Genomic DNA, 25,618 nt, shown 5'->3' with positions numbered 1-25,618 from the left:
TAAGGACGAGTAGCCACGACGATTGAAACAGAATCATGATTTCGGAGAAGGTTGGAAGTAAAATTCCACTCTCTGCCGTATTGTTCGTACTACTCGCTACGTTCTGGGGCGGTTCGTTCGTCGCCATCGAAATCGGGCTGCATTACTTCCCGCCGCTGACGTTCGCCGGACTCCGCTACGCGGTCGCGGGCGTAGTCATTCTGGGCTACGCCGTCGTGGCGACCGACCGCTGGCGGCCCCGCGACCGCGAGGAGTATCTCGCGGTCGCCGTCGTCGGTGCGTTCGTCATCGCGGGCTACCACGGCCTGCTCTATCTGGGCGAGATGCGCGTCTCCGGCGCGGTCGCGTCGGTCGTCGTCAGCCTCTCGCCGGTCCTGACCGCCGGATTCGCGGCGGTCCTGCTTGACGAGCGACTGACCGTCCTGAAGGGCGTCGGCTTCGCGCTCGGTATCACGGGCGTGGCAATCGTCGCGGGCCTGAACCCCGCGAGCGCACTCTCAGCGAGCGTCGTCGGCGTCGGTCTCGTCGTGGTCGGCATCGCGTGCTTCGCGCTCGGCGGAGTCCTGACCCGACCGCTCCGGACCGACCTGCCGATAGCGACGCTGGAGGGGTGGGCGATGCTCAGCGGTTCCAGTCTGCTGTTCGTTATCGGCGCGGCCCGCGGCGAGTCGCTCGGCGCAATTCGGCCGACGCCGACCGCGCTGGCGTCGTTCGCCTACCTGACGCTCCTCTCGGGGGTCGTGGCCTACATGGTTTACTTCTACCTGCTGGACGAGGTGGGACCGACCCAACTCAACCTCGTGGGCTACCTCGAACCCGTCGTGGCGACGCTGGCGAGTTGGGCGCTACTGGGCGAGTTGGTCGGTCCCTCGACGCTCGTCGGGTTCGCCGCCATCTTCGCCGGGTTCGCGGTGCTGAACCGCCACGCCGTCCGCGAGTTGGTGGTCTCGGCCCAGCGTTCGATTGGGCGCGACGACAGCTCAAACGCCGACGGCGAAGAGAGCGCGTGGTCCGGCTCTGCGGGACCCGCCGACGACTAGTCGCCGTATTTCAGCCGCTTTCTCGACATACTCCATGTTGTTCGACTATCGAATTTATATCACCTATTTCTTCACCGATATTATTTATATCAATTTTTAACTTTGTTGGAGGACGAGTTCTCCCCGAGCAGAGTCTGTCGGAGGAAAAATGGATTTAGAAACGTGGACCACGCGCGAACGTGGGCAGGTCGGTATCGGGACACTCATCGTCTTTATCGCAATGGTGTTAGTGGCGGCGATAGCCGCGGGCGTACTCCTGAACACTTCGGGAGCGTTGGCCGACAGAGCCGAACAGACGAGTCGTGACTCAACCGACCGGGTCTCGAACCGCCTCATGGTCGTCAGCGCGTACGGGCACGTCACCGACGAGGAGTACAACTCCGAGCCGAAATCGACGACGGACATCATGCCCAACGAGAGCGTCGATACCGTGGAGTTGACGGTGAAGTTGTCGCCGGGGTCGGGCACGGTGAACCTCTCGCAGGCGACGCTCTCGTGGGTCGGTCCGCGGACCGCGACCACGCTCGTCCACGGGGAGTCCGCCGATTACGCGCCGGGCGTTCTGGATAAGGGGAACCCTGGAACGTTCGGTTTGGAACCCGATGACGGCGATTCCGACGACGACCAGACCGCTCCCCATCAGGTGTTCAACACCTACGCGCTCGACGACAACGACCACACCACGCTCTCGGGACAAGGCCAGCGAATCAAGATACACGTCAACGCCGGTCTCGTCGAGGCGGAGACCCGCGACGCGGTCACGCCGCCGTACTCCGAACCGCTCCGGGGCGGGAGCGAGGTCCGACTGAAACTCACCACGCCATCGGGCGCGACCACGGTCTATCGTCTCACGGTGCCCCAATCGCTGGCGGGAAGCGAGTTCGTCTCGCTGTGAGTCAGACTCCACTGAACTTGTCGCGCCAGTAGATGAGAGAGACGACGAACGGCTCGGTGTCCCACTCGCGCTCTATCGTCTCCGCTACCTCTTTCAGTACGTTGACGCCCTCCGAACAGCGGTTCCGCAACCCCTCACTTTACCATGGTGCGTGCAAACACGGGAATATGCTCGTAGTTCGAGGCGGAACCGTCGTGGACGCCGACGGGACCAGAGAGGCCGACGTGGCGGTCGAAGACGGACGAATCGTGACGGTCGGCGACGTACCAGCCGACCCCGACAAGGAAATTGACGCGACGGGCCAGTTCGTCGCGCCCGGACTCATCGACGCGCACGTCCACCTGATGATGGACGGGCGGGCCGACCCCGGCGAAATCGACGGCGACAGCGAATCGACACTCGCCTACCGAGCGACGGCCAACCTCCGGGACGCGCTTGATGCGGGTGTGACGACCGTCCGGGACCTCGGCGCGCCGGGGTCGCTCGCGCTCGACGCCCGAGATGCCGTAGAGGCGGGCGTCGTCGAGGGACCGCGCGTCCTCGCGTGCGGCGAGAACATCGTGATGACCGGCGGGCACGGCCATTGGTTCGGCCGCGAGGCCGACGGCGTGCCCGAAGTCAAGAAGGCGGTCCGCGAGCAACTCAAGCGCGGCGCGGACGTGGTGAAGTGCATGGCGACCGGCGGGGTTCTCACCGAGGGCGCGCTGACGGGCGCGCCGGAACTCGACGAGGCGGAACTCGAAACCGTCGCGGAGACCGCCGGAGCCAAGCGGGTGCCGACCGCGGCCCACGCTCACGGGACCGCGGGCATCAAGAACGCGACTCGGGCCGGGATTTCGAGCATCGAACACGGGACTTTCATGGACCGCGAGGCGGCCGAACTGATGGCCGACCGAGGCACCTACTGGGTGCCAACCGGGAAGGCGCTCTACGGCATCGTCGAGACCGGGACTGAGGCGGGGATTCCGGAGTTCGCCGTCGAGAAGGCCGAGGAGGCCAAGGAGTCGTGGGACGACGCCTTCGAGTACGCGCTCGACGCCGGGGTGCCGATTGCGATGGGGACCGACGCCGGAACGCCGTTCAACCACCTCGCGGACGCCGCCGAGGAGTTAGAGTTGATGGTCGAACACGGTCTCTCGGAGCGACAGGCGCTGGAGGCCGCGACAGTCAACGCCGCAGACCTGCTCGGGCTTGACGACGTAGGCACGGTCACTGAGGGCGCTCGCGCCGACCTCGTGGTGCTGGATGAGAGTCCACTGACCAACGTGACAGCGTGGCAATCGCCAACGCGCGTCGTGTGTCGTGGAACCACAGTTCGGTGACAGGCCTACGTCAAAAGGTCTTTTATAGCGGGCAATGGAGAATTAAGGTACATGAGACGGCTGCTGGCTGTCAGCCTCGTAGTCGTGTTATTCGTTGGGACGGTCCCCGTAGCGCCGGTTTTGGGTGTCCCTGCGCACGACGCGACGGGTCCCTCGACGATGTCCCCCACGGAGACGCGCGACGAGATTCCGCGAACGGCTCCGACACCGAAGACTCTCGACACGTCCGGGGCGACGCTCGCCGAGTTCCCGACGACAGTCACTGCCGCCCCGCGGACGCTCGGCGTCGCCAATAACTTCGACAGCGTCGAGTTTCACATCACGGTCCACGAGAACGGGACCGCAGAGTGGACGTTCACCTACCAGCGCACGCTGAACAACGAGACCGAGCGCCAGCAGTTCGAGCAGTTCGCCGAGGAGTTCAACAACAACTCGACGCAACTCTACACCAACTTCAAGCAACAGGCCCGCCAGTTGGCCAGCGAAGGCCAGAACGTCACCGAACGTTCGATGAAGGCCGAGAAGTTCGGCAAGCGGGCCGAAATCGGCGGCATCGTGAACGACAACCGGGGCGTCGTCAAGATGTCGTTCCACTGGACCAGTTTCGCCCGCGGTGACGAGGAGATGACCGTCATCGGCGACGTGTTCGTCGGCGGTCTCTACATCGGTCCCAATCAGTCGCTGGTCGTCCACGCCGGGTCCGGCCTGAAGTTCGAGTCGGTCGAACCCCGCGAGTCCGCGATTCCGACCGAAGACTCGCTGGCCAGCAGCGAGTCGGTGACGTGGCAGGGAGAACGCGATTTCGTTGACCAGCGCCCGCGCATCAAGTTCGAACCGCTAGCGACCACGACCACGGCGACGGAGGAGACGACCGCGGATGGCGGTAACGTCTCGACCGTCACGACGAACCCGGCCGGACAATCGCCGTCTGGCGAAGACGGCTGGTCGCTTCTGATGCTGTTTATCGGTGCCGTCGTCGTCCTGCTCGGTCTCGCGGCCGCGTTCGCCTATCGGCAGGGCGACTTCGACTCGTTCTCCGGGAGTAGCGACACCTCCAACGGCGGCGACGGTGGCAGCGGAACGACCGCGGCAGGCAACGGCGGGACCACCACCTCGGAGCCGTCGGTCAGCGACGAGGAACTGCTCACCGACGAGGCCCGCGTCAAGAAACTCTTGGACGAGAACGGCGGCCGGATGAAGCAGGTCAACATCGTCGAAGAGACCGGCTGGTCGAAGTCGAAAGTCAGCATGCTCCTCTCGGAGATGGAAGAAGAGGGCGACATCAGCAAACTTCGCGTCGGCCGCGAGAACATCATCAGTCTCGAAGGCCACGAACCCGACGCCGCGGGGTCGCCGCTCGAAGGCGAGTAATCGTTCACGTCCGTTCATTCTGACTGGTTGTCGAGACTGTTCGGAAAACGACGACCGGAAAGCACCGATTTCGCCTGTGTGGACCGTTCTCGGTCGGTGTACGTATCCTGTGTGAGGATTCGCTAGCCATGCGGACAAGACCTGAGAGACGAGTCGCGCAGCGGCACCCACAATGGTTGGGAGAGATACAATAGCTCGCTAATATGGGGGAGCGGAACACGGCGGCGTTGAAACGCAACTGTTAAACATTCCGTGCCACTACGAAAGAGTGCAGGCACGCTCCGTTGGTGTAGTCCGGCCAATCATCTTGCCCTCTCACGGCAAGGACCAGGGTTCGAATCCCTGACGGAGCATTCTTCCTTTCGCTGTCCTTCGGTTTTGAGCGGTGGCAATCGAGGGAGAGACCTTGCTACGGATAGCGTGTGTACCGCTGACGCTCGTTGCATTGCACTTATCGTGAGGTCCCGTATTTGTTTCTACGTTGTCGCTTCCGAACGACAAAACATCTGTCCGGCAGGTCAATCTACTCGACGGCCCGTTCCAGACTCCGTAAGAGGATTAACCGACCACTGGAAAGTTTCACCACACAATGACGAACAGCCGACAGCTGTGGCGGCGCACCTTGGCTGGCGTAGCCGTGGCCAACGCCCTCCCGCTCGTCGGAATCGCTCTGTTCGATTGGGGTCTCGCACACCTCCTGATCGTCTACTGGGTCGAGATTACCGCCGAAGCGCTCCGGCGAACGCTGGAGGCGACGTTTGCGGGCCAGCGTGGCGCTGCGGAGAATTGGGCGGCCGCCGACTCGCGGTGGGGATGGCGCTCACCGTTTCGCTCGCTCCGAGAGAAGCGTGGCGGGGTCCAACTCCACGAGACACTACCGCCGACCTACCCGCGGTCGTTTCCTCGCGTGTTCGACCTCGGACGAGCAATTCTTGGTCTCTCGCTCTTCAGCGGTGCTGGACTCTGGCTCGCAACCGCCGGGAGCGGCGTGTTCGTCGAGAGTCTACTCGTCGCGGGCGCGACGACACTCGCCCGCGAGGGGACGACACTCGCAGATCACGTCCGCTCGCGCGACTACCACGAACTCGTCCCACAGTCAATCCTCACCCCGCGATCAATCCTCGGAGTCGTTTTGCTCGCGGTAATCGTCGTCTGGGGCGTTGCGCTCGGTCCATCACCGACCGAAAGCACAGGAGTCGTCTTCGCGCTCGTCTACCTCGCTCGCGTCGGGTTCGACGTGTACAGCGTGGTCGGACAGCGCGAACGGTTCGACCCGCTCGACCCGAGCGAAGCCGACTTCGAAGACGACGATGAGTGGCAACTGGTCATCGTCCCCGACAGAGACCCGACGGACGTATTTCACACGAATCGCCGCGCGGTGTGGCTCAGCGCGGTCGTCGATGGACTCCTCGGAATGTTGAACCCCCGGCGCTTCGCCGCGGCGGGCGTCACCGCCTTCCTCGGGTTCGTCGTTGCCGGGACGATGTGGGCAGTCGTCGGTGCGAGCGTAGTTGTGATAGTAACAGTCGCACACACGCTCGTGGAGAAAGACCTCCGGTGGGGGCACTTGGAGTACCGAGTGTACGAGGGTGTCGTCGTCTGTTACGACTGTCTGCTGGACGAACCGCAGTGGCGCGTCGAACGCGGACAGGTCACGGACGCGACGGACCGGTCCGGACTGCTCGGAAGCGCTCTGGGCGTCTCATCGATTTCGCTGGAGCGTCGAGGAAACGGAACCCGCCGGACGCTCCGGCACCTCGACACTGCCAACCCACCGGTCTCGGAACTCGGCTGACGACCTGCCAAGGTCTGATGCCGTCGATTTCGTTTCGCGTTTCCCAAGGTTATAGGCTGGTTTAAACGCGCAACGGTTCTGCTGAAACCGACGCGCCCCTCGGCGCGAAGCGGTACCACAAGCAGCTTCAAACCCACAAGGGTTCTGCTGAAACGTCGTCGAGATGACCGCCGCGGGGTCGGACTCAACGCTTCAAACCCACAAGGGTTCTGCTGAAACAAACCGCCGACAATTCGCGTATTCAGCGATTGGATGCTTCAAACCCACAAGGGTTCTGCTGAAACTCGCTGAGTCGAGTTGGTCGAACGGTTGCCCGATGCTTCAAACCCACAAGGGTTCTGCTGAAACCGCTCGGTCCGAACGCGCGGCACCGACCCGATGAAGCTTCAAACCCACAAGGGTTCTGCTGAAACCATGGCAGGTAAGCGAAGCCAACACGCCGTGTACCTGCTTCAAACCCACAAGGGTTCTGCTGAAACAGCTTCCGAGCGGTGCGGGCCTTGCTGTCCGAGAGGTCGCTTCAAACCCACAAGGGTTCTGCTGAAACTCAACTCGGGGTTAAGTGACACTCTGAGTTACTTAGCTTCAAACCCACAAGGGTTCTGCTGAAACCAGCGAGGTCTCGTCTTCATCGCCGGGACCATCGGGCTTCAAACCCACAAGGGTTCTGCTGAAACCGGTGACTCCATCCGAGGTGAATCGCGTCGGCCGCGAGCTTCAAACCCACAAGGGTTCTGCTGAAACCGGATAACTCTCGATTGGACGTTAGAGACGAACGGGCTTCAAACCCACAAGGGTTCTGCTGAAACGGCGTGCGACCCGCGAGACCACGCGGACCACCACTTGCTTCAAACCCACAAGGGTTCTGCTGAAACTCACAATGTGGGGAGTTAAAGGTTCGGGTCGGGAGGTAGGGCTTCAAACCCACAAGGGTTCTGCTGAAACCGGCAGACGGCGGGAGCGTTGCTGAAGTGGTTGCGGCGGCTTCAAACCCACAAGGGTTCTGCTGAAACCTGGAAGCTTCCCAACCCTCGAAAACTCCTCTGGAGCGCTTCAAACCCACAAGGGTTCTGCTGAAACACGTAGCGGTCGCCCCCGGCGTAGGTCGTCACCTGGCTTCAAACCCACAAGGGTTCTGCTGAAACACGTAGCGGTCGCCCCCGGCGTAGGTCGTCACCTGGCTTCAAACCCACAAGGGTTCTGCTGAAACAACCACCGTCGAGACCGCCGACGGCGAGCAACAGGCTTCAAACCCACAAGGGTTCTGCTGAAACCGCCGGAGCCGCCGCCTCCGCCGCCTCCGCCCCCCGCTCCGGGCTTCAAACCCACAAGGGTTCTGCTGAAACCCGACCTTTTCTTGCGCTTCGCTTTTCGAACCACATGCTTCAAACCCACAAGGGTTCTGCTGAAACGAGGCTCCAATTCGATAGTTCCGCGGTCGCCGCGGCTTCAAACCCACAAGGGTTCTGCTGAAACAGTCCCATGCGTTCTATACTAGGGCCGGTAGCTCAATGCTTCAAACCCACAAGGGTTCTGCTGAAACACGTGTCGTCTTCTTCGATGGATTTCGAGACCGAGCTTCAAACCCACAAGGGTTCTGCTGAAACCCTGCTGGCGAAGCTTCTCGCGGGCCTGCTCGCGCTGGCTTCAAACCCACAAGGGTTCTGCTGAAACGGGGCCGGGGGTCGTCAATGGGGGTGTCTTCGTAGGCTTCAAACCCACAAGGGTTCTGCTGAAACGGCAAAACGCTCCGAATCCCGGAGGGTGCGAGCCAGCTTCAAACCCACAAGGGTTCTGCTGAAACTCGGGTCCACGTGGTCGCTCGGTCGGGCTAAGGCGCTTCAAACCCACAAGGGTTCTGCTGAAACACCGCGGCGGCCGCGTACAGGATGGCGTCGCTCACGGGCTTCAAACCCACAAGGGTTCTGCTGAAACCATGCCCGATTCGCGGGCCTCACCCCGGTCTACTCACCGACGACACATCAACATTTTCGTCAACCCTCGATACCCGCTGTACCCCCCGAGGTCGATGACGCGTTCACGGAACACTCCGGAAGCGAACCCCTAACGAAGAGTTACAGAAAGCGCCGGTCTTCGGTAGGGTCCTCGCCGAACACCGACCGGTCGAGTAGTTTCTCCGAGGAGACTTCGTAGATGATGGTCGATTCGTCGGGTTCGAGAAGCGAGTCGAGCCGGTTCTCGATGGTTTCGAGGTCGCCTTCGGTCACGTCGCCCTCGAAGACCGAGTTCTGTACGTGAGTCAGGTACTGGCGGAGGAAGTTGAGCAGGAGGTGGGTGCGGTCGGCCTGCACGTCGTAGACGACGACTACGTACACCACGCTACCACCACCGCTCGAAGGGTTCGTAGTTCTCACCGGTCAGCAGGTGCTTTTTGAGCTTGTACGCTTCCAGTCGCAGGAGGTACTGATAGCTGACCTTTCGCTTGAGGTTCGGATGCTCGACGGTCTCCTCCAGCGTCTCCTCGAAGGCTTTCGAGAACGTTTTCCGACCGCTCTCGGTGAGCAGACAAGAGTTGAGTTCCGTCTCGAACTCGTCGGTACTGAGTTGTCCGCGGTTCACCAGTCGGAAGATGAGGCGGTCGGTAAGGAGTGGTTTGAACAGCTCTGCGATGTCCAGTGCCAGCGAGTAGCGCCGCTCGCCCGGTTCGTGGAGGTAGCTCACCGCGGGGTCGAGCGCCGTCGCCCGAATCGCCGATACGACGTTGGCGTACACCAGCGAGTTCCCGAACGAAATGAGACTGTTGACCTCGTTGTTCGGCGGATTGTACTGTCGTCCCCCGAAGACGAACCCCTCGGGCAGAATCGCGTCGAAGATCGAGTAGTACGCCCGCCGAGCGGTCGCTTCGACTCCCATCGCCTCGTCTACGTCGTCGGCCTCGTCCAGATTCCCACGGCAGTCCTCCAGCGTCTCGACTATGCTGGCGAAATCGTGGCCGCGGTTGTCGTAGTATTTGACGTTGGTCCGCATGTTGTGGATACTTCCCGCAACGAACTTCCGAGCGAGACCGAGTCGCCGTTCGGGGTCGTCGTAGGCACGGACCTGCTCGACCAGCGTCTGCCCGGAGGTCTGGCCCCGCTTGGGCATTATCGACCCCGAGTAGTAGTCACCCCACCCAAATACGTGCATGGCGACGCCGTGGTCGTCCAAAAACGACATCAAGCGCGTGTTGTAATCGACCTGCCCGTGGACGAACAGTGCTTCGGCGTTCTCGACGGGGAGATACTTCTTCTCGCCGTCCTCGGTCACGAGTCGGACCGTGTCGTTGTTGCGCTCGAGGCGACCATCCGAAAAGACGTGGTAGTTCCTATCCATGTTAACAACTCCAGCAGAAGTCGTAGTACGCACACGATTCGCAGAACGGTTTTTCCTCGGCAGGCGGCGGCGATTCCCGAGTCACAATCTCGTGAACTCCGCGGATGGCGTCTTCGACTCGCGCCGCGTTTTCGTCGGTCAACTCGACCGATTCCCGCTTGCGCTCGGTCGGGTGGGCGAGGACGCCCGATTTCTCGACGCCGACCACGCGGTCGAGATACCACAGGTAGTACAGCAGTTGGAGCTTCGCCGGTTCGACCAACGATGACGAGGGTTTGACCTCCAACACCTGCCCGTCGTCCAGCACGTCGAGCGAAATCGTCCCGTCGATGCTGAAGTTCCGGCGTTTCTCCTCGTAGGTCTCGTCGTCTACGTGCGTTCCTCGGACGACAGCCGGGTTTTCGCGGTCGATTTCGATATTTCGGCTCAGAAACCAGAGTTCGCGCTCACACACCTCGTAGTATTGCATCATCACGCCAGTGACACGAAACTCGTCGTGGACCGCTTCGTCGCGCGCCGACCGCAGGAGGAGTTCGACCGGGTCCTCGGGAGTCGAACCGCCGCCAGCGCGTTCGTCGTCGGTCAGAAAAATCGCGCCTCCACGCCGCTCTCGGGAAGATGAACGCCCTCCCGAACGTCGAAGTATTGCTCGAAGCGCCCGACATCTCGCTCGGGGTCGAGGACGCGCTCGGTGTCGTGGTCCCAGCCGGTCCGGTCAGACCCCTCGCTGTAGTCGAACAGCGGTTCGGCGTTCTTCAACTTCCGTGCGGCCTCCGAATCCGGACGATAGACCGGTACCGAGACCCGCAACTCGGCGAGGTCTTTCCGGAGTCGCTTCACCCTCTCGAACGCCCGCTCCTCGCGGGCGTCTCGCAACTCCTCGACGCGCTCGCTCTCAGTTTCGGTCCGGCAGACGTAGACTTCGAACGCGAGGTGTTGGTCGATGAGCGATTTCTGCCGGAGCGACTTCGCCTGAGCGTTCTCGAAGTCGTCCACCATGTCGATTCCGTCGGGCGTCACGTCGTGGCCGACGAGACAGTGATACGTCTCGACCGCCTCGTCGGCAACTGTCGCTTCGGAAGCCGTCACCTCGTCAGCGAAATCTTCGACCGTCTCATCGAGCGCGTCCCGAGTCGGCGCAAGAAGGTTCTTCTCGCCGGGTTTTTGCGGGCGCGCGTAGACCGCCTTCGAGGGAAGCATCTCACAGTCGTCGGGCGCATCGAGTTGCCAGACGGATACGTTCCCGAGACCTTCCTCGCGCTCGAACGACCGGTTGCACCGGCCCGCCGCCTGCACGATGCTGTCCAAGGGAGCGAAGTCGCGGTACACGCGGTCGAAGCTGATGTCCACGCCCGCCTCGATGAGCTGCGTGGAGACGACGACCAGCGGCACGTCGAGCGCCGTCAACTCCTCCGCGATTTGCAACAGCGCCCGGCGGTCACAGGGCCGGAGGCGAGTCGAGAGGTGGAGGAGCGCGAGGTCAGAGGACTCGGTTCCCGTCTCGCGGTCGATTCGCGCGACCAACTCGCCCGTCGATTCGGGTCCCGCGAACGAGTCGCCGAGCGCGTTGGCGTAGCAGTCGTTCACGTCTGTCAGCGATTCCGCATCGACTCGCTCTGCGACCGCTTTCGAGAGGTCTTGAGCGCTATCGATAGTGTTACACACCGCGAGCGCCGAGTCGGCGTCCTCGCTTGCCGCGGCGACGAGTCGGCTCGCGGCCTCGTCGTAGCCGAGAACCGCCGCCTCGTCGTCGGCCGTGGCGGTCGAGTCGAACTCGTAGCGCACGCGGTCAGGACCCGGCCCGTCGAAGTACCGGTCTTTCTCCCGAATCAGGTCGAATCGCTCGTTCGAGTCCACGATTTCGGGCTGGGTCGCCGTCATCAGGACGACGCGGGCGTCGTACACCTCGGTCAGCACCTCGACGAGGCGTTCGACCAGCGGCCACCAGCGAAGCGGTAGGGCTTGCGGCTCGTCCACGACGACCACGCTCCCGTAGAGTGCGGGGAGCTTCATGCTCTGGGCGTTTCCCGGTCCCGCCAGACTCTCGAACAACTGGACGAACGTCGTCAGTGTCGTCCCTGAGCGCCAGCTCTCGCCGACCAGATACTCGTCACGCGCGTACTCGTCGGTCGGGTCGTCGGCGTCGCGCGCCGTCTCACTGTCGTCTTCTTCGGACTCGTCGCCGACCGTGACGGTCTCCGCGAGGTGATGGTGTATCGTCAGCCCTCGGCCGGTCGGGTCGGCGTCGAACACCTCCCAAAGCGTCTCGGCGGTCTGGTCGATGATGGAGGTGAACGGGAGCGCGTAGACGACTCGCCCGTCGGTATCGCGCTCGGCCTGCATTTCGAGCGCCGCCCGCAGGCCGACCAGCGTCTTGCCGTATCCTGTCGGGAGTGTGACGGTGGCAACCGACTCCTCGCCGTCGAGGAAACGCTGGACGTTCTCGGCGACCTCGTCTTGGGCGGCGTCTCGGAGTCGGTTGAGCGTTTCCTCCTCGTCGTTTTTCGGGTCGCCACCGAGGTCGTCAAGATGTGACTTGAGGTCGTTCAGTTCGGCCGTCTCGGGTTTCAATCGCTCATCCGTTATCTTGCCAGCACACGACTTGTCGGCGAGGACGAGCGCGCTCGACAGTTGGACCGTATCGGTGTAGGTGTCCTCGGTTATCACGTCAGAGGGCGCGCCCCACGAGTTCGACAGTGTCGGTGCGTCTCGGATAGCTTTTCGCACGTCGGGGACGCTCCTGAGGAACTCCGACCACGAGGGCGCGTCGTCGGTCGCGCCGTCTCCGATTGCGTCGGCCAAGAGACGGTCGGCGAGGTCGGGTCGGTGTCGCTGTATGTTCCCGGCTTGCTTACATACCTCGCCGTACGGCCCGGTCTCGGTGTCGTCACTGAGTTCGTCTTTGAGGCCGGTCTCCACGTCCGGAAGCGCCCCGTGGTGTTTCCAGACCGCAACCGTGCCCGCGATGCGCGTCTGCTGGCTGTAACCACACTCGTCGAGCGCGTAGTAGGCCACGAACGCGCCGAGTCGGGCGTGGTGAGTCGCTTCCTCGGGAGACCCGCCGCGGACGTGTTCCTGAAAGAACGTCGTGAGTTTCCCGATGTCGTGAAGCCGACCCAACAGCTCTGCGAGTTCTCCGAGGTCGTCGCCTTCGCTGGTCGTCGCCCCGTCGAGAACGAGTTTCCGGGCGCGCTCGCCGACCTCACAGAGGTGGGTTTCGAGCCAGACCGACCCGAGACCTTCGGGGTCGTCCTCTACGTCCGAGGTGTGAGAGAGGACCGCGTCGTAGCCGTCGCTCACACGAAGACCACCGTTCGGTCGCCGACCTTCGCGGGGTCAACGCCCCGTACTTCGAGCGCGTCGCACTCGGGACTGTAGGTGTAGGTCAGAAACCCGGTGGTCTTCCGACCGGTGAACTCGCCTTCTCCGGAGGTCCGAGTCATGTATCCCGGCGAGCGCTCGGTGCCGTAGGTCACGCCCGCGTCGGGAACGACGCCATCGGCGTCCGGAATCGCGGAATCGACTCTCGCGGTTCCATCCACCGCCACCGGCTCTGCGCTCTTCTCGCCGTGATACTCAATTTCGGCCAGATGCTCCGAAAGGCCGAGCGAGGGCGTGTAGTACGATTTTCCGGCGTCGAGAACCGACTTGAGGTGGTCGTAGGCCTCGCCGTCGGCTAGCCACACGTCGATTCGGTACTCGGGGTCTACTAGCACCTCGTAGTTGACGCGCTGTCGGTCGGCACTCGGGTCCGGGTAGGTAATGGAGACCTTCCCGCGACTGTTGACCGTCTTCAACCCTTCGCCGGAGGTCGTCAGGCTGTTTTCGGGCAGGTTCATCGTTCGAATCTCGCTGGTCGGCTCGATGGCGATGCCGGACTCACCGCGAGCGAACAGGTCGTAGTAGCTATCGCGGTCGTAGCCCGCGATTGCGGCGAGCAGTCCCGCGACGGTCGTCCGGGGCATAATTCGGTAGGTCCGCTTGATGGTGTTACCATCGACATGGCGGAAGTGGCCCCACGGTCCCGAGACGGTCAGTGAGAGACATCGGCGTGTCTCCCCGTGGCTGTCGGAATCGCCTTCGTCAGCGTCGTACGTGCCGAGTTCGGTCTGAGACATGGGTTACGGGCGCGTCGCCTCGTACTCGTCGTAGACATCGACCGAGCGAACCGCGTCCTCGCCGAGTTCGGCTTCGAGCGCGCCGGTCACGGAGTCGTGGTCCGCCTCGGTCGAAACGTCCAGCACGTCGCTCTCGACGACGTGGACAGCCTCGATTTTGTCGGCGTGGTTGTTGAGGCGCGCCACGAGGTCGGTCGCATCGAGAGTCACATCGTGAATCGTCCGGAACTCGCTTTCGTCCTGTCCGTCGCGGCCCGCTACGTCAAGGAGATGCGTCAGGCCGCCGAGGTGGAAGCTCTCCTCGGCGTACTCGACGCGGAGGTAGAGGCGCGGCTCTTGACCGACTTTGCTTCGCGTGATGGTCTGGTTCTTGATGGCGCGCCAGAGCAAAGTGTCGAGACGGCGCACGTCCTTCTCGGCGAGGTTCGTGTTCTCGGCGGCGTGTTCGTCCACGAGACCGTGGAAACCGACGAGTCCATACTTGATACGGTGGTCGTCCAAGTCGAACCCGCCCTGCTCTTTGTCGTCGCCCGTGGCGATGACGCTCGTGAGACTGTTGTACTCCTCGTTGATTTCGACCGCGTGGAGCGTCTTGCCGGGCGAGAACTGGACCGGGCCGGTGAAGTTGTCCGGTAAGTCCTCCTCGATTTTCCCGATGATGTCGTCGTCGCTCGTGTCGATGCTCATCGTTGCGCCGAACAGGCGCACGTCGGCCGCGTTGGCGAGGAACTCGCCGTAGGGGTCGTCGGGGATGTCCTCGGAGTCGGTGACGCCGAGGGCGTCCTTTATCATCTGCTCGCGCTGTTTGGCGTTCTCGTCGCGCTCGCGCGAACTCGTGATGTAGACACCGTGACCGTCAGCCTCCAACTGGTCGCGGAGATAGCGCTTGAGACGTACGTCGGTCACGACGGCTTGCTTGGTGTGGGGATCGATTCGCGGTCGGTTCGACCCGCTCAGGGGGTTGCCGTTGGGGTTGGCGTCCACGGCGTCGTACAGGTAGACGATTTCGGAGCGGTTCTCGACGGGTGCGTAATCAGTCATCGTTGTAGTCCTCGTTGGAAGTGTCGTTCAGTCCGTAGGCGATACCCATCGCGTAGTGGAAGCGCAGGTCCTCGGTCGTGAGGGTCCAATCGCCAGCCATCTCGTACTGTAAGTCGTCAGAGAGGCGGTCCGCCAGTTCGTTGCGGATACGACTCCTGTCACCTTCGCTCCAGTATGTGTGGTTCAGGTCTACGACCTCAGTCGCAGTGCGGACGACGTTGTGTTTCGTCAGTCCGTCTACCGGGTGACGTTTCACCGCGGTCATGCTCTTGCCCTTGTACCGCTGATGTTGCGTGAGGCGACCGACGAGCGCGCCGAGGAGGAAGACACCGCGACGTTCGTGGTTGTCGGCTTTGTCGTCTTCTTTGCGCTCGATAGCGGGATGTCGGTCGATAAAGTCGTCTAACGCTTCGATTCGAGACTGTTCGTCCGCGTCCGGTTCGTCGGTCATCTGTAAGAAATTTTCCAAGGGTTCGGTGGTTTCGCGGCTCGCGTCGAGGACGCCTCGGTCTGCGAGCGCGGCGAGCTGTGCGTACTGGGAAGCGACCAATCGGTCCGGGTAGCCTCGAAGTCCATCGCTGGCGTCGAACTCGTCGCCGATTCGCTCGACGTAGGATTCGAGGAGAGACTCGACCCGTATCGACTCGCCGGAAATCGCGGCGACGGTCGCCCGGAAGCGTAGGTCGTCGGCGCTCGGGTCGTCCTCGTCGGTCTCGGCGCAGGTCCGGAAGAAGTAGCTCGGCTCCGATACCAGCCCAGTGTACTGCGGTCCAGTTCGTGAAGCATCGAGGAGGCCCCACGACTCCACGGTCGGGAATGCTCGCTCCGGGCCGAACGTCGGTCCATTCAGAACATTTCGATGGGCCTCACCGAGCTTCGAAGTTTCGGCTGCCGACACGTCGCCCGACCCAGCGACGAGTCGCCACCTGTCTTTCTGGTACTTGTGGACGACGAGGACGAAGTACCGGAGCGCGTCTCGACTCGCGGGATAGTCCTCGTAGGCCCGCTCGATTGGCGTGCGAGTTTCGTCGCCGTCGGACCCGTCGAGGGCGGCGAGGAGTTCGAACAGACGCTGTGCCGTCTCGGCGTTTGGAGTCTTCCGAAGATACGGCAGGTAGTACACCGACACGCCCCTTGAACCCGAATACTGGCAGGCGTCGAGAAACGTCTCGGCGTTCTGGGCCGCGATTGCGGCGTCCCTGCTCAGGGGTTGGGTACGCCACGACTCGTCCGAATCGAACCGAGGGAACTTCTCGGCCTGCTTCGAGAGGTACGACTTCATCGGGTCGTCAACAACGCCGTAGACCGACTCTTCGGTGTCGCTGACGAAGCAGACGCCATCGCCGACCGCGTCTTTCGCCTCGTTTTTGGCCTTGAACTTCCGGGTCTTCCGGGCGGCCATCGCCTCCTGAAAGACCTCGAACTCGCCGGGATAATGGTACTCGGCGGCGGAATCGTAGGTCTCCGTCTTGGCGACGCTCGCTTCGTCGTCGGCGTCGAGCGCGACACGGACCGTGACCAACATCGTCGCTTCGGGCGGGACCTCGCTCTCTGCAGTGGCTTCAAGCGTGTCCATCATCTCGTCGTCCTCGCCGAGGTCGGCCAGCACGTCGAGGAGCCAGCCGTCCTCGTGGCGCTCGGCGGTCTCCCGAACTGCGTCCTCGGTCGGCCAGCGCGTGAATCGGTCGGTCGCGTGGACCGCCAACTTCTCGGCGCTGTTGTCTCGGCCGGACTGGTGCGTGAGACTGTGGTCCACGCCGCGGGCCGAGGCGTACTTCGAGTGAGCGAGCATCGGGACGAGGTCGTCGCGGTACATCTGGACCTCGACTGAGTCTTCCTCGTCGAATGCGGGTGTTTCGCCCCGGAGGTCCAACCGAACGACGAGAACCGACTGGTCCATCCCGAGGAGAGTAGCCGCTGCGTCGGGCGTGCGGTACTTGGCGTACTCGTCGCTTCCCAACTCCGCGAGCGCGTAGAGTTCGCCGTATAGCGCTTCGATATCCCGGAGCGACGTGACCGGACGGTCCGGCAAGGCCGCCTCGATTCGCTCGGGGTCCACCTCGCTGAGTGCGTCGGTCTCAACCATCGTCGTCCTCCACGATATTCACGAAGCCGAAACCCAGCGCGTTGCGCTCGCCGAGACCGCAGTCGAGCGCGAGATTCAGGTGTCGTCGGTGGTGGTCGTCTCGGACCGTATACTCGAAGCGCCACTTGCTGAGGACGTAGGTCATTTGCTCGCCCGTCGTCACCGTGACCGGCAGGGCGAACGTCTTGATGAGTTCGTGCGTGTCGAATAGCGGTCCGTCGCGGTCGCTCGGGCCGGGACGCTCGGGATAGAACCGGCCGTGCTTCCGGTCGAGGTTGTTCGTGATTTGGACCCGGAAGGGTTCGGTCGTGTACTTGGGCCGCCAGAACGCGGCGGTGTCGCCGTCGCGGTCGATTCCGTACTCCTCGAAGCGACGTGGCGGGATACGAACGACGACGCCGGTTCCGCTCTCGATAACGCCCGTGGTCCCCGGTTCACCAACGTCGGGAGAAAGCTGGCTCAGTCCGTCAACGTAGAACGGCATCTCGCCGACGTTTAGCTCGCGCTTCGTCTGGAGATCGCGGGCGACGTGGCTGAGTAGTTCCTCGTTGGGGGACGCGACGAGCAGCGTTCGCTGGTCGCCTTCCGCCATATCTCTCGGTGGAAACGGGTTCGAGTAACAGAACTCCGAGGGGACGTTAGCGTCGTGGCGGTCCTCGAACTCAGTCCCTTCGAGGGCCTTCCAGAGCCGCCCGCGAAGCTTGTGGTGATACGCGTCGTCGTACACGGTGTCGGCGCGTGCCGACAGTCGAACTAAGAGCCGCATCCCGAAGCGGTCACCTCCGACCGCTCCACGTATTGTGTCGCATGTCCGAACGAATCGAACGCATGTTATTAATGGTTTGGGTATTGGAATTTTAGGGGTTTTGGGGCGGGCGTCCGGCCGTCGAGAGCGCCGTTTCGTCGTCGACCGCCGGGGGTACAGAGGGTATCGAGGGTCGACGGAAATGTTGATGTGGGTTCGGCCGCGAGTGGGCGTGTGGCCGGGAAATCCGGCATGGTTTCAGCCGAACCCTTGTGGGTTTGAAGCACCGAACCCTTCACCGTAATAGGTGGCTAACAGGAAAGTTTCAGCCGAACCCTTGTGGGTTTGAAGCCAACGATGTTCGTCAGACTCATGGCGAGAAGGACGTTCGGACCGAGGTCGAGTTTCAGCCGAACCCTTGTGGGTTTGAAGCGCCACGACGGCGAACACGGTCAGAATCGTTAGCAGTTGTTTCAGCCGAACCCTTGTGGGTTTGAAGCGTCGGAATCGGGTGCGTCGCGTTGGTCCTGCACCCAAGGTTTCAGCCGAACCCTTGTGGGTTTGAAGCTGTTGCCAGTCGGGATGGGTGCGCTCGGTGATGTCCGGTTTCAGCCGAACCCTTGTGGGTTTGAAGCGCGTGGTTCGTGTCGGTGCTCGCGGTCGGTTTGGTTGTTTCAGCCGAACCCTTGTGGGTTTGAAGCGTCGTCCAACTCCTCAGAGAGAAAGGCATCAAGCGGTTTCAGCCGAACCCTTGTGGGTTTGAAGCACAGACTGTCTTGCCGAACCAATCCGACTCGTTCTCGTTTCAGCCGAACCCTTGTGGGTTTGAAGCGTGGCCGACGACGGCGAGCGCGGCGTCTTCCGGGTTTCAGCCGAACCCTTGTGGGTTTGAAGCCCTCAGTTTCCACAAGGAGAAGCTCCGACTCGGCAGTTTCAGCCGAACCCTTGTGGGTTTGAAGCGCTCAATTTGCTGATGTCGAAGCTTGGTAGCGTGGTCTGGTTTCAGCCGAACCCTTGTGGGTTTGAAGCGGGTCACTGTCGAAGTCTACCGATATGCCTCCATCGTGTTTCAGCCGAACCCTTGTGGGTTTGAAGCAGCCCGGCGACGCGGTGGCGAGTGGCTTCGAAGGTTTCAGCCGAACCCTTGTGGGTTTGAAGCCCGGAAGCGACGCGCTTGAAGGCGGACTGGAGGGTTTCAGCCGAACCCTTGTGGGTTTGAAGCACGCAGACAGACCTCTCCGAGTCACGACAGTGGGGTGTTTCAGCCGAACCCTTGTGGGTTTGAAGCATCATTACTGTCGAACCCTCACTCTCGAACTGCCCGGTTTCAGCCGAACCCTTGTGGGTTTGAAGCCAAACGTCAGTCCCTCCCGAGAGTTCGCCGACAACGGTTTCAGCCGAACCCTTGTGGGTTTGAAGCAACAGCCAGCAGAAGCCGTACGTATGGGGTGAGACGGTTTCAGCCGAACCCTTGTGGGTTTGAAGCGGATAATTGTCGGTCTCCATGACGCCGGTCGCGTGTTTCAGCCGAACCCTTGTGGGTTTGAAGCCGAGCGAGCTGTGGTCTCAGATAGACAATTTCGTGAGTTTCAGCCGAACCCTCGTGGGTTTGAAGCCTGAATGAGCAGAACCACGCGGTTGAACCCGCCTTGTTTCAGCAGCACTCTCGTGAGTTTCAGACGACGTGGTCTACGAGGTGACGCTGTTCGACGGACACCCTTTCTAAACAACATAATTTATACACAGAGGAGCTTATTTTCTCTTTATGGAGAAAGAAGATAACGTACAGTCCTGTGGAATCGGTATCCGGGGCGTAGCGATGGCGATTGACACCGTCATTTGGTTCGCGCTGTTTTTCGTCGCCACGTTCCTGATTGCCTCGGTTTCGGGAGACATAGTAACCAGTAGCACGGGCGCGGACGCGGACCTGACGGGAACACCGGCGCTGGTGGCGCTCATCCTCTGGCTCGGACTCTCGATAGGGTACCACACGATTCTGGAGTGGCGATACGGAAAGACCATCGGGAAGGGTCTCGTGAACATTCGGGCCGTGAAAGACGACGGCTCGTCGTTGACGTTGGGGTCGTCGTTGACCCGGAACGTTCTGCGACTGATCGATTTTCTGCCGCTGCTCTACGTGATCGGCATCGTCTTCATGATCTTTTCGAGCCGAGACCAGCGGCTCGGTGACCGACTCGGTGGGACGACCGTCGTCCAAGCCTGACCCGAGACTTCGACTTTCTTCAAGCTACTACTCGGTCGTCAGCGACGAGTCGCTGAGCGTCCCGGATTTGCACGACTCGACACGGGACCCGTATCGAGGTCGGGCGACGGCAGTGGACGTGTTCTGGACGAGTAGGGCCGATAAAAAGTTCTCCGGCGAAAACAACTCCGCCGAAGAGGGAGTACGGCGTGGCTGAACCGAAACGTTCAGCCTGCTCCCTGTTGTTGGTGTGGTGCGCTGCGACTGTCCTCGTTAAATGAGGACGACCGACGTGCCCGCGGACCGACAGAGCGAGCAGCCGACGCGTTCCCACCCACCGTCGTCCTCGTCACAGAACTCACGCCCGAGACAGACCTCTCCATTGCCGCCGAGTTCGAGCGACGGGTCGGGGTTGAGCGGGTTGCCGATGCTGGCGTTGAGCGTGACCGACACCGTCACCTCGAACGGGACACCGTAGAACGTACCCTTGGTACTAACGTCGATGGTCTTCCCACCGAAGCCGACATCGACGCCAGCGATGCTGACGCAGGAGCCGCCGACGCAGATGTCGAAGCTGGCGGAGACGCCGCTGAGACCGACACTGGCCGAGACCTCGATGGTAACGTCTTCGCCGCCGATGTGCGGAACGGAGTCCGGAATGGTCCATGTGAAGAGGGTCGCCGACGCGCTGACGCTGAGGTTCTGGGTGCTCACGTCGCCGCCGCCGACCGAGCGACTGTGGATGGCGGACTGGTTCGCGTCCGCGGTTTTGTTCGGACCGACGTAGATTTCGGTCGCGCGGGGTCGCGTCGATGTGCTGATGTCAGGCTCACTCTGGCTCTCGACATCGATGTTGACGATCCAGTCGCTGGGGTCTAGCTCCTTCTCCTGTGCGGAGGCGATTCCGGGAACGCTGAGCGCGGTACCGGCACCGCCAGCGAGTGCACCACCGGCCACACCGAGCGATTTGATTACGTTACGACGCTGCATGTCTTGATTACTGTCATTTTCAGGCATGCATTAATTTCACGGTAGAGATAGTTATTAAATATTTTGATTTAAATCTATAATGTGAATAAATTTATTAGAATCCCTATTGTATCTTCCCTTCTAGTCGTGAGCAGAGCGTCTGAGAACATTTTTCCTGGGCGAAACGCGTCAGTGTCCGGGCGTGAAAGTTCCCGTGCGATTCTTCCACCCGCCTGCACGCCGGTTAGATGGGATGGAGTGTTGGCACCCGACGCCGTAGGACGACGAGATGGTGCGACGGAGTCGTAGCGACAGGAGCAGTCGGCGGTACCGAGTCGCACTGGTCGCTGTCGTCGTCTTCGGTTCGCTCGCGGGATGTGTCGGCGGTGCGCCACCCGACGCCAACTCCGAGAGCGCGCCGCTGGACTCGTCTCGAAACGGGACCCTCTCGGTCCACTTCATTCACGTCGGACAGGGAACCAGCGTCCTCGTCGTCGGTCCCGAGGGCGAGACTCTGCTCTACGACACCGGCAACTGGAACGACGACGGCGAACACGTCCTCGACTACCTCCGGAGTCGGAACATCACCAGAATCGACTCCCTCGTGACCTCTCACGCCGACGCCGACCACATCGGCGGCCACGCCGAGGTCATCGAGCACTTCGAGACCGAAGCGGAGGGCGTCGGCGCAGTCTACGACCCCGGCATCGCGGCGGCGACCCGGACCTACGAGGACTACCTCGATGCAATCGAGGAACACGACGTGGCGCTCTATCGGACGCAGGCGGGCGACAGGATTCCGATGGCGGGCGCGTCGGTGCGCGTCCTCGTACCACCCGAGGACTCGCTCGCCGACCGCGAGCGTAACGAGAACAGTCTCGTCCTCCGGGCGGAGTACGGAAACGCGAGCGTCCTTCTGCCGGGCGACGCCGCGGCGGCGGCCGAGCGATACCTGACCGAGACTTACCGTGGGTCGCTGAACGCGACCCTGCTCGCGGCGGGCCACCACGGGTCGAACTCCAGCACCGGTCGGCGGCCCAAGCCCGGTTCGACAGGTTGACCGAGCGCCCCACCGGGGATTCCGACGACGAGTAAGCGGACGTATTTCCTGGACCCGAAATCGCCCGCAAGCGGCGCGCCGGAGCGTTGCCAGCCTGACCCACACGCCCGCCGTTTGCGTGAACTTAAGTGCGCGCCAGATAATATTCGGATATGTCTCAGCGAGCACTCGAATCCGACCTCTCGGAGTCGGGCGAGCGCACCCTCTACGTCGGGCGCGACCGTCCCATCCGCATCTCCAGCGGCCACCGCATTCAACACCACGACGGCAAGTGCAGTCGGCCCCACGGCCACAACTACGAGATTACGGTGAAAGTCGTCGGCGAGTTGCGCGATGAAGGGTGGGTCGCGGACAAGGGAGATATTACCTCGGTAATCTCCGAGTGGGACCATCGCTTCCTGCTCGAAGACGACGACCCCCTCGTGGAGGCCTTCGAGGAGTCGGGCGACGGCGACGCGCTGGTCGTGTTAGACGCGCCGCCGACCGCCGAGGTCATGAGTTCGGTGCTGGAGCGCCGCCTCGCCGAGGAGTTGCCCGATAACGTCTCGGAGGTCGCCGTGCAGGTGAGCGAGACGGCCGAACTCTGCGGCGGGGCGACGTTTTAGCGATGCCCGTCACCAGCGACGTAGATGTGAACCCAAAGGCGGACGCAGACGCCGACTCTTCGGAGTCCGCGTCGGAAACCGGCGACGAACTTCCCATCAACGAACTCTTCGAGTCTCTACAGGGCGAGGGCCGACTCGCGGGCGTGCCAAGTGTTTTCGTCCGCACCTCGGGGTGTAACCTCCGGTGTTGGTTCTGTGACTCCTATCACACCTCGTGGGAACCGACCCACGCAACGATGAGCGTCGCGGAGATCGTCGCCGAAGTCGAGTCCTACGACGCCGACCACGTCGTCCTCACGGGCGGGGAACCCCTGATGCACGACGCCGCGGTCACGCTCTTGGAGGAACTTGACGCGCGGGGCTACCACACCACGGTCGAGACCAACGGCACTGTCGCCCGCGACGCGCCCATCGACCTCGCCAGCGTCAGTCCCAAGTTGGCCTCCAGCACGCCGACGCCCGAGAAGGACCCGACCCCGGACGGGAACGCGGGCGAGTGGGCCGAGCGCCACGAGGAGCGCCGCATCGACCTCGACGCGCTTGCTACGCTCGTGGAGCGATACGACTTCCAACTCAAGTTCGTCGTGAGCGAGCGCGAGGATGTCACCGAGATAACCGACCTGCTCGGCCGGATTCGGGACGCCGCCGCGGTCGAGATTCGGGACACCGACGTACTGCTGATGCCCGAGGGTGCGACCAGAGAGCGCATCGCCGAGACCCGGCCCGTCGCCGCCGAACTCTCCCAAGAGTACGGCTTTCGGTACACGCCGCGCCTGCACGTCACCCTCTGGAACGACGCGCCCGAAACATAATTTCAACGACGCGCCGGAGAACCGAGCGGCGGACCGGTAGGGCGAAAAACGGGGGGAAACGCGGGGAAAACGCCGGGAAAAGAAGTAGCGCGAGGTTTCAGGCGACCGAGTCGAGACAGTCATCGTAGAACGCGACTTGATACACCGACCCGAACGCCGAGACGACCGTCGAGACGACGGCCACGAGCACGGCGACGATTGCGAGGAGACCGAGACTCAACTCGGGCCCGGCCGCGTTGGTCGTCTCGGCAAACCCGCCACCGGCGACGACCGAGACGCCGATACCACTGATACCGCTGACGAGACCGACTAGCACCGCGACGACGAGATAGCCGAGCGTCGAGACGAAGTTCCGGCGGACGAGGAGCGCGCTCCGCTTGAACGCCGCCCCGATATCGAGGTCCGAGACGACGATTGCGGGGGCGTAAAACTGGAAGAACAACACCGGGAGGAGGAACGCGAGCGCGCCGAGCAGTCCGACTACGACGAGAATGGCGAAGTTACCGCCTGAAACGGTGAGCGCCTGCTCTGCACCGCTGACCCCCGTCCCGACGACGAAGATGGCGATTACCGCGCCGACGACGAGAACGGTGAAGCCGATGATGCTGATGAGGACCGAGAACAACAGCATCGACCCGAGCAGTCGGACGTAGTTGTCTTTCCCGCCGCTGACGAACGTGTCGAATCCGGTCGTTCCGTCGAGACCTTCGTACGCCATCGACAGGATTCCGCCCGTGAAGAACGGTGTGAGCAACAGCGACAGTCCCGACCCCACCATCGAGGCCAGCGCCGCCGCCGCTGGCGGGAGGACCGCGCTGATTCCGGAGGGTATCAGGCTGACGAGCATGATGACGAACGCCGCGGCGAACAACACGCCGTTTCGCTTGAGCGTTCGACCGGTAGTCGAGAGGGCAGAGATTGCACCCATAAAACACCCATCAAATCTACGTGTTTTATTACTGTCGATATCGCGGTCCGAAACCGCACCGCTCTTAGTATTCGCAGGCGAGTAGTCGAGTATGACCGAGAGCACATCGAAACGCGCGGTCGTCCTCGCCTCCGGCGGGATGGACAGCGCCACCGCGGCCTACCTCGCCGCCGACGAGGGGTACGACTGCTACCTGCTCCACACCTCCTACGGGCAGGAGACCGAGGACAAGGAGTACGAGTGCGCCCGGCAACTCGCCGACGAAATCGACGCCGCGGACTTCCTCCGGGTCGAGACCGGCCACCTCGCGGCAATCGGCGACTCCAGTCTGACCGACGACGAGATGGCCGTCGAGGACGCGGACCTCGACTCCGAGGAGGTCCCGACCTCCTACGTCCCGTTCCGGAACGCCAACCTGCTGGCGATGGCCACCTCCTACGCCGAGGCAAACGACTGCGAGGCCATCTTCATCGGGGCACATAGCGAGGACTTCTCGGGCTATCCGGACTGCCGCCCGGCGTTCTTCGACGCCTTCCAGCAGGTCATCGACACCGGCACGAAAGACGAGACCGACATCGAACTCCGTGCGCCGTTCGTCGAGTGGAGCAAGACCGACATCGCCGAGCGCGGCGCGGAGCTGGGCGTTCCCTACGAACACACCTGGAGTTGCTACCGCGCGGAGGTCCCGGCCTGCGGAACCTGCGACGCCTGCGCGTTCCGGTTGCAGGCGTTCCAGAACATCGGCGCTCGGGACCCCATCGAGTACGAAGAGCGGCCGGAGTACGCTGAATAGGGTGCGAGTGAACTAGGTTTGTGTAGACCTCGCGCGGAACGGCGCGGCGCGCAGTCGCGCGCCGGGCAGAAGATTCGCCGAGCGCGCGAGTACGTCCGTTCGACCGTATTCACCTGCTGAGTTCTCACTTGCAATTTGGGAAAACTATTCGTCCGTGGTCCGAGTATCCGGAGGACGAATGGCGCGAACCATCGACCTCTCGGGCGACTGGCTCAGTCTCTTCCTCTACGCCTGCCAGTTTTGCGGGGGTCTAGGAGTCCTGTTCGTCGTTGCGCTCCCCCCTCGACGGATTCGCCAGCGTCGCGTTAGCGGGCCTGTTCGCGGTCATCGTGACCGCGACGGCGGTCGGTCTCTGGCGGCGGATGACCGACAGCGACGGGGCAACGTATCTCGGCACGGCCGAAGACATCACCTACGACCCGTTCGCGGACCCCGGACAGGCAGTGCGTCGTCCGCCCGGCGACGACGAGCACGATGACTGACCGTAAATATACGCTAAAAG

22 protein-coding genes, 1 tRNA gene and 2 CRISPR repeat arrays are annotated in these 25,618 nt (G+C 62.5%); of the genes, 12 read left to right on the top strand and 11 right to left on the bottom strand.

Annotated features, from left to right (window positions below; genetic code table 11):
• Positions 1 to 35 precede the first annotated feature (35 nt).
• Together EP007_RS14320 and EP007_RS14315 are read left to right on the top strand one after the other, a co-directional pair.
• Positions 36 to 1,040 carry a DMT family transporter gene (locus EP007_RS14320; protein WP_128478298.1) on the top strand — a complete coding sequence of 335 codons (1,005 nt, stop codon included), beginning with the start codon at positions 36 to 38 and terminating at the stop codon, positions 1,038 to 1,040.
• Positions 1,041 to 1,188: 148 nt separating this feature from the next.
• Positions 1,189 to 1,935 (top strand): archaellin/type IV pilin N-terminal domain-containing protein, encoded by a 747-nt coding sequence (locus tag EP007_RS14315; protein ID WP_128478297.1) that lies wholly within the window; start codon positions 1,189 to 1,191, stop codon positions 1,933 to 1,935.
• Between the two features lies 1 nt (position 1,936).
• On the opposite strand, the gene EP007_RS18200 is transcribed toward EP007_RS14315, so the two are convergent.
• The gene (locus EP007_RS18200) at positions 1,937 to 2,065 is read right to left on the bottom strand and encodes a hypothetical protein (RefSeq protein ID WP_281062924.1); all 129 of its coding nucleotides are present in this window, start codon (positions 2,063 to 2,065) and stop codon (positions 1,937 to 1,939) included.
• 37 nt (positions 2,066 to 2,102) lie between these two features.
• Between EP007_RS18200 and EP007_RS14310 the strand changes: the two genes are divergently transcribed.
• From EP007_RS14310 to EP007_RS14295, 4 genes are all read left to right on the top strand, one after another.
• Positions 2,103 to 3,257, top strand: a complete 1,155-nt coding sequence (locus tag EP007_RS14310; protein WP_128478296.1) for a metal-dependent hydrolase family protein — start codon at positions 2,103 to 2,105, stop codon at positions 3,255 to 3,257.
• Between the two features lie 159 nt (positions 3,258 to 3,416).
• Positions 3,417 to 4,628 (top strand): helix-turn-helix transcriptional regulator, encoded by a 1,212-nt coding sequence (locus tag EP007_RS14305; RefSeq protein WP_128478295.1) that lies wholly within the window; start codon positions 3,417 to 3,419, stop codon positions 4,626 to 4,628.
• 278 nt (positions 4,629 to 4,906) lie between these two features.
• Positions 4,907 to 4,981, top strand: a tRNA-Glu gene (locus EP007_RS14300).
• A 236-nt stretch (positions 4,982 to 5,217) separates the two neighbouring features.
• Complete coding sequence (locus EP007_RS14295) at positions 5,218 to 6,423, top strand: DUF6498-containing protein (protein WP_128478294.1); 1,206 nt, start codon at positions 5,218 to 5,220, stop codon at positions 6,421 to 6,423.
• A 58-nt stretch (positions 6,424 to 6,481) separates the two neighbouring features.
• A CRISPR array of direct repeats spans positions 6,482 to 8,358; the repeat unit is 30 nt; unit sequence GCTTCAAACCCACAAGGGTTCTGCTGAAAC.
• Between the two features lie 140 nt (positions 8,359 to 8,498).
• Here EP007_RS14295 and cas2 read toward each other — a convergent pair.
• The 8 genes from cas2 to cas6 form a co-directional block, all read right to left on the bottom strand.
• Positions 8,499 to 8,762: a CRISPR-associated endonuclease Cas2 gene (cas2, locus tag EP007_RS14290; RefSeq protein WP_128478293.1), complete on the bottom strand. Its 264-nt coding sequence runs from the start codon at positions 8,760 to 8,762 to the stop codon at positions 8,499 to 8,501.
• A 1-nt stretch (position 8,763) separates the two neighbouring features.
• Complete coding sequence (gene cas1b, locus EP007_RS14285; protein ID WP_128478292.1) at positions 8,764 to 9,756, bottom strand: type I-B CRISPR-associated endonuclease Cas1b; 993 nt, start codon at positions 9,754 to 9,756, stop codon at positions 8,764 to 8,766.
• 1 nt (position 9,757) lies between these two features.
• Entirely contained in the window at positions 9,758 to 10,231 is a 474-nt protein-coding gene (gene cas4, locus EP007_RS14280; RefSeq protein WP_368408080.1) for a CRISPR-associated protein Cas4, read from the bottom strand.
• Positions 10,232 to 10,338: 107 nt separating this feature from the next.
• Positions 10,339 to 13,056 (bottom strand): CRISPR-associated endonuclease Cas3'', encoded by a 2,718-nt coding sequence (locus EP007_RS14275; protein ID WP_128478290.1) that lies wholly within the window; start codon positions 13,054 to 13,056, stop codon positions 10,339 to 10,341.
• Positions 13,053 to 13,874 (bottom strand): type I-B CRISPR-associated protein Cas5b, encoded by an 822-nt coding sequence (gene cas5b / locus EP007_RS14270; RefSeq protein ID WP_128478289.1) that lies wholly within the window; start codon positions 13,872 to 13,874, stop codon positions 13,053 to 13,055. Before cas5b ends, EP007_RS14275 begins: the two co-directional genes overlap by 4 nt.
• Before the next feature lie 3 nt (positions 13,875 to 13,877).
• Entirely contained in the window at positions 13,878 to 14,915 is a 1,038-nt protein-coding gene (cas7b, locus tag EP007_RS14265) for a type I-B CRISPR-associated protein Cas7/Csh2 (protein ID WP_128478288.1), read from the bottom strand.
• Positions 14,908 to 17,001: a type I-B CRISPR-associated protein Cas8b/Csh1 gene (gene cas8b, locus EP007_RS14260; protein ID WP_128478287.1), complete on the bottom strand. Its 2,094-nt coding sequence runs from the start codon at positions 16,999 to 17,001 to the stop codon at positions 14,908 to 14,910. Before cas8b ends, cas7b begins: the two co-directional genes overlap by 8 nt.
• Entirely contained in the window at positions 16,994 to 17,767 is a 774-nt protein-coding gene (cas6, locus tag EP007_RS14255) for a CRISPR-associated endoribonuclease Cas6 (RefSeq protein WP_128478286.1), read from the bottom strand. The genes cas8b and cas6 overlap by 8 nt, the downstream gene beginning before the upstream one ends.
• A 234-nt stretch (positions 17,768 to 18,001) precedes the next feature.
• Positions 18,002 to 19,362: a CRISPR direct-repeat array (repeat unit 30 nt; unit sequence GTTTCAGCCGAACCCTTGTGGGTTTGAAGC).
• Between the two features lie 149 nt (positions 19,363 to 19,511).
• On the opposite strand from cas6, the gene EP007_RS14250 reads away from it, so the two are divergent.
• Positions 19,512 to 19,970: an RDD family protein gene (locus tag EP007_RS14250; protein WP_128478285.1), complete on the top strand. Its 459-nt coding sequence runs from the start codon at positions 19,512 to 19,514 to the stop codon at positions 19,968 to 19,970.
• 252 nt (positions 19,971 to 20,222) lie between these two features.
• Here EP007_RS14250 and EP007_RS14245 read toward each other — a convergent pair whose 3' ends face one another.
• Positions 20,223 to 20,966, bottom strand: a complete 744-nt coding sequence (locus EP007_RS14245; RefSeq protein WP_128478284.1) for a hypothetical protein — start codon at positions 20,964 to 20,966, stop codon at positions 20,223 to 20,225.
• Between the two features lie 244 nt (positions 20,967 to 21,210).
• Here EP007_RS14245 and EP007_RS14240 point away from each other — a divergent pair, with 244 nt between their 5' ends.
• The 3 genes from EP007_RS14240 to EP007_RS14230 all read left to right on the top strand — a co-directional run bounded on the left by EP007_RS14240 (position 21,211) and on the right by EP007_RS14230 (position 23,395).
• Positions 21,211 to 21,978 carry a ComEC/Rec2 family competence protein gene (locus EP007_RS14240; RefSeq protein ID WP_243700394.1) on the top strand — a complete coding sequence of 256 codons (768 nt, stop codon included), beginning with the start codon at positions 21,211 to 21,213 and terminating at the stop codon, positions 21,976 to 21,978.
• Between the two features lie 152 nt (positions 21,979 to 22,130).
• On the top strand, positions 22,131 to 22,583 hold the full coding sequence (locus EP007_RS14235; protein ID WP_128478282.1) for a 6-pyruvoyl trahydropterin synthase family protein: 453 nt from the start codon (positions 22,131 to 22,133) through the stop codon (positions 22,581 to 22,583).
• A gap of 2 nt (positions 22,584 to 22,585) precedes the next feature.
• A complete protein-coding gene (locus tag EP007_RS14230; protein WP_128478281.1) occupies positions 22,586 to 23,395 on the top strand; it encodes a 7-carboxy-7-deazaguanine synthase QueE in 810 nt (269 codons plus the stop codon).
• 97 nt (positions 23,396 to 23,492) lie between these two features.
• On the opposite strand, the gene EP007_RS14225 is transcribed toward EP007_RS14230, so the two are convergent.
• Positions 23,493 to 24,323 carry a DUF7847 domain-containing protein gene (locus EP007_RS14225; protein ID WP_128478280.1) on the bottom strand — a complete coding sequence of 277 codons (831 nt, stop codon included), beginning with the start codon at positions 24,321 to 24,323 and terminating at the stop codon, positions 23,493 to 23,495.
• 91 nt (positions 24,324 to 24,414) lie between these two features.
• Between EP007_RS14225 and queC the strand changes: the two genes are divergently transcribed.
• Both queC and EP007_RS14215 read left to right on the top strand, forming a co-directional pair.
• On the top strand, positions 24,415 to 25,116 hold the full coding sequence (queC, locus tag EP007_RS14220; protein ID WP_128478279.1) for a 7-cyano-7-deazaguanine synthase QueC: 702 nt from the start codon (positions 24,415 to 24,417) through the stop codon (positions 25,114 to 25,116).
• Positions 25,117 to 25,385: 269 nt separating this feature from the next.
• Positions 25,386 to 25,598: a hypothetical protein gene (locus EP007_RS14215; protein WP_208023503.1), complete on the top strand. Its 213-nt coding sequence runs from the start codon at positions 25,386 to 25,388 to the stop codon at positions 25,596 to 25,598.
• Positions 25,599 to 25,618: the final 20 nt, after the last annotated feature.

Source organism: Halorussus pelagicus (assembly GCF_004087835.1).
Classification (GTDB): domain Archaea; phylum Halobacteriota; class Halobacteria; order Halobacteriales; family Haladaptataceae; genus Halorussus; species Halorussus pelagicus.
This window is presented reverse-complemented; position numbering and strand designations above follow the sequence as displayed.

Excerpts from the sequence above, each read along its gene's own strand:
- cas8b (WP_128478287.1), bottom strand. The coding sequence starts at position 17,001 with ATGGTTGAGACCGACGCACTCAGCGAGGTGGACCCCGAGCGAATCGAG.
- queC (WP_128478279.1), top strand. The coding sequence starts at position 24,415 with ATGACCGAGAGCACATCGAAACGCGCGGTCGTCCTCGCCTCCGGCGGG.
- EP007_RS14235 (WP_128478282.1), top strand. The coding sequence starts at position 22,131 with ATGTCTCAGCGAGCACTCGAATCCGACCTCTCGGAGTCGGGCGAGCGC.
- EP007_RS14250 (WP_128478285.1), top strand. The coding sequence starts at position 19,512 with ATGGAGAAAGAAGATAACGTACAGTCCTGTGGAATCGGTATCCGGGGC.
- EP007_RS14320 (WP_128478298.1), top strand. The coding sequence starts at position 36 with ATGATTTCGGAGAAGGTTGGAAGTAAAATTCCACTCTCTGCCGTATTG.
- EP007_RS14305 (WP_128478295.1), top strand. The coding sequence starts at position 3,417 with ATGTCCCCCACGGAGACGCGCGACGAGATTCCGCGAACGGCTCCGACA.
- cas1b (WP_128478292.1), bottom strand. The coding sequence starts at position 9,756 with ATGGATAGGAACTACCACGTCTTTTCGGATGGTCGCCTCGAGCGCAAC.
- cas6 (WP_128478286.1), bottom strand. The coding sequence starts at position 17,767 with ATGCGGCTCTTAGTTCGACTGTCGGCACGCGCCGACACCGTGTACGAC.
- EP007_RS14295 (WP_128478294.1), top strand. The coding sequence starts at position 5,218 with ATGACGAACAGCCGACAGCTGTGGCGGCGCACCTTGGCTGGCGTAGCC.
- EP007_RS14225 (WP_128478280.1), bottom strand. The coding sequence starts at position 24,323 with ATGGGTGCAATCTCTGCCCTCTCGACTACCGGTCGAACGCTCAAGCGA.
- cas7b (WP_128478288.1), bottom strand. The coding sequence starts at position 14,915 with ATGACTGATTACGCACCCGTCGAGAACCGCTCCGAAATCGTCTACCTG.
- cas5b (WP_128478289.1), bottom strand. The coding sequence starts at position 13,874 with ATGTCTCAGACCGAACTCGGCACGTACGACGCTGACGAAGGCGATTCC.
- EP007_RS14315 (WP_128478297.1), top strand. The coding sequence starts at position 1,189 with ATGGATTTAGAAACGTGGACCACGCGCGAACGTGGGCAGGTCGGTATC.
- EP007_RS14245 (WP_128478284.1), bottom strand. The coding sequence starts at position 20,966 with ATGCCTGAAAATGACAGTAATCAAGACATGCAGCGTCGTAACGTAATC.
- EP007_RS14310 (WP_128478296.1), top strand. The coding sequence starts at position 2,103 with ATGCTCGTAGTTCGAGGCGGAACCGTCGTGGACGCCGACGGGACCAGA.
- EP007_RS14230 (WP_128478281.1), top strand. The coding sequence starts at position 22,586 with ATGCCCGTCACCAGCGACGTAGATGTGAACCCAAAGGCGGACGCAGAC.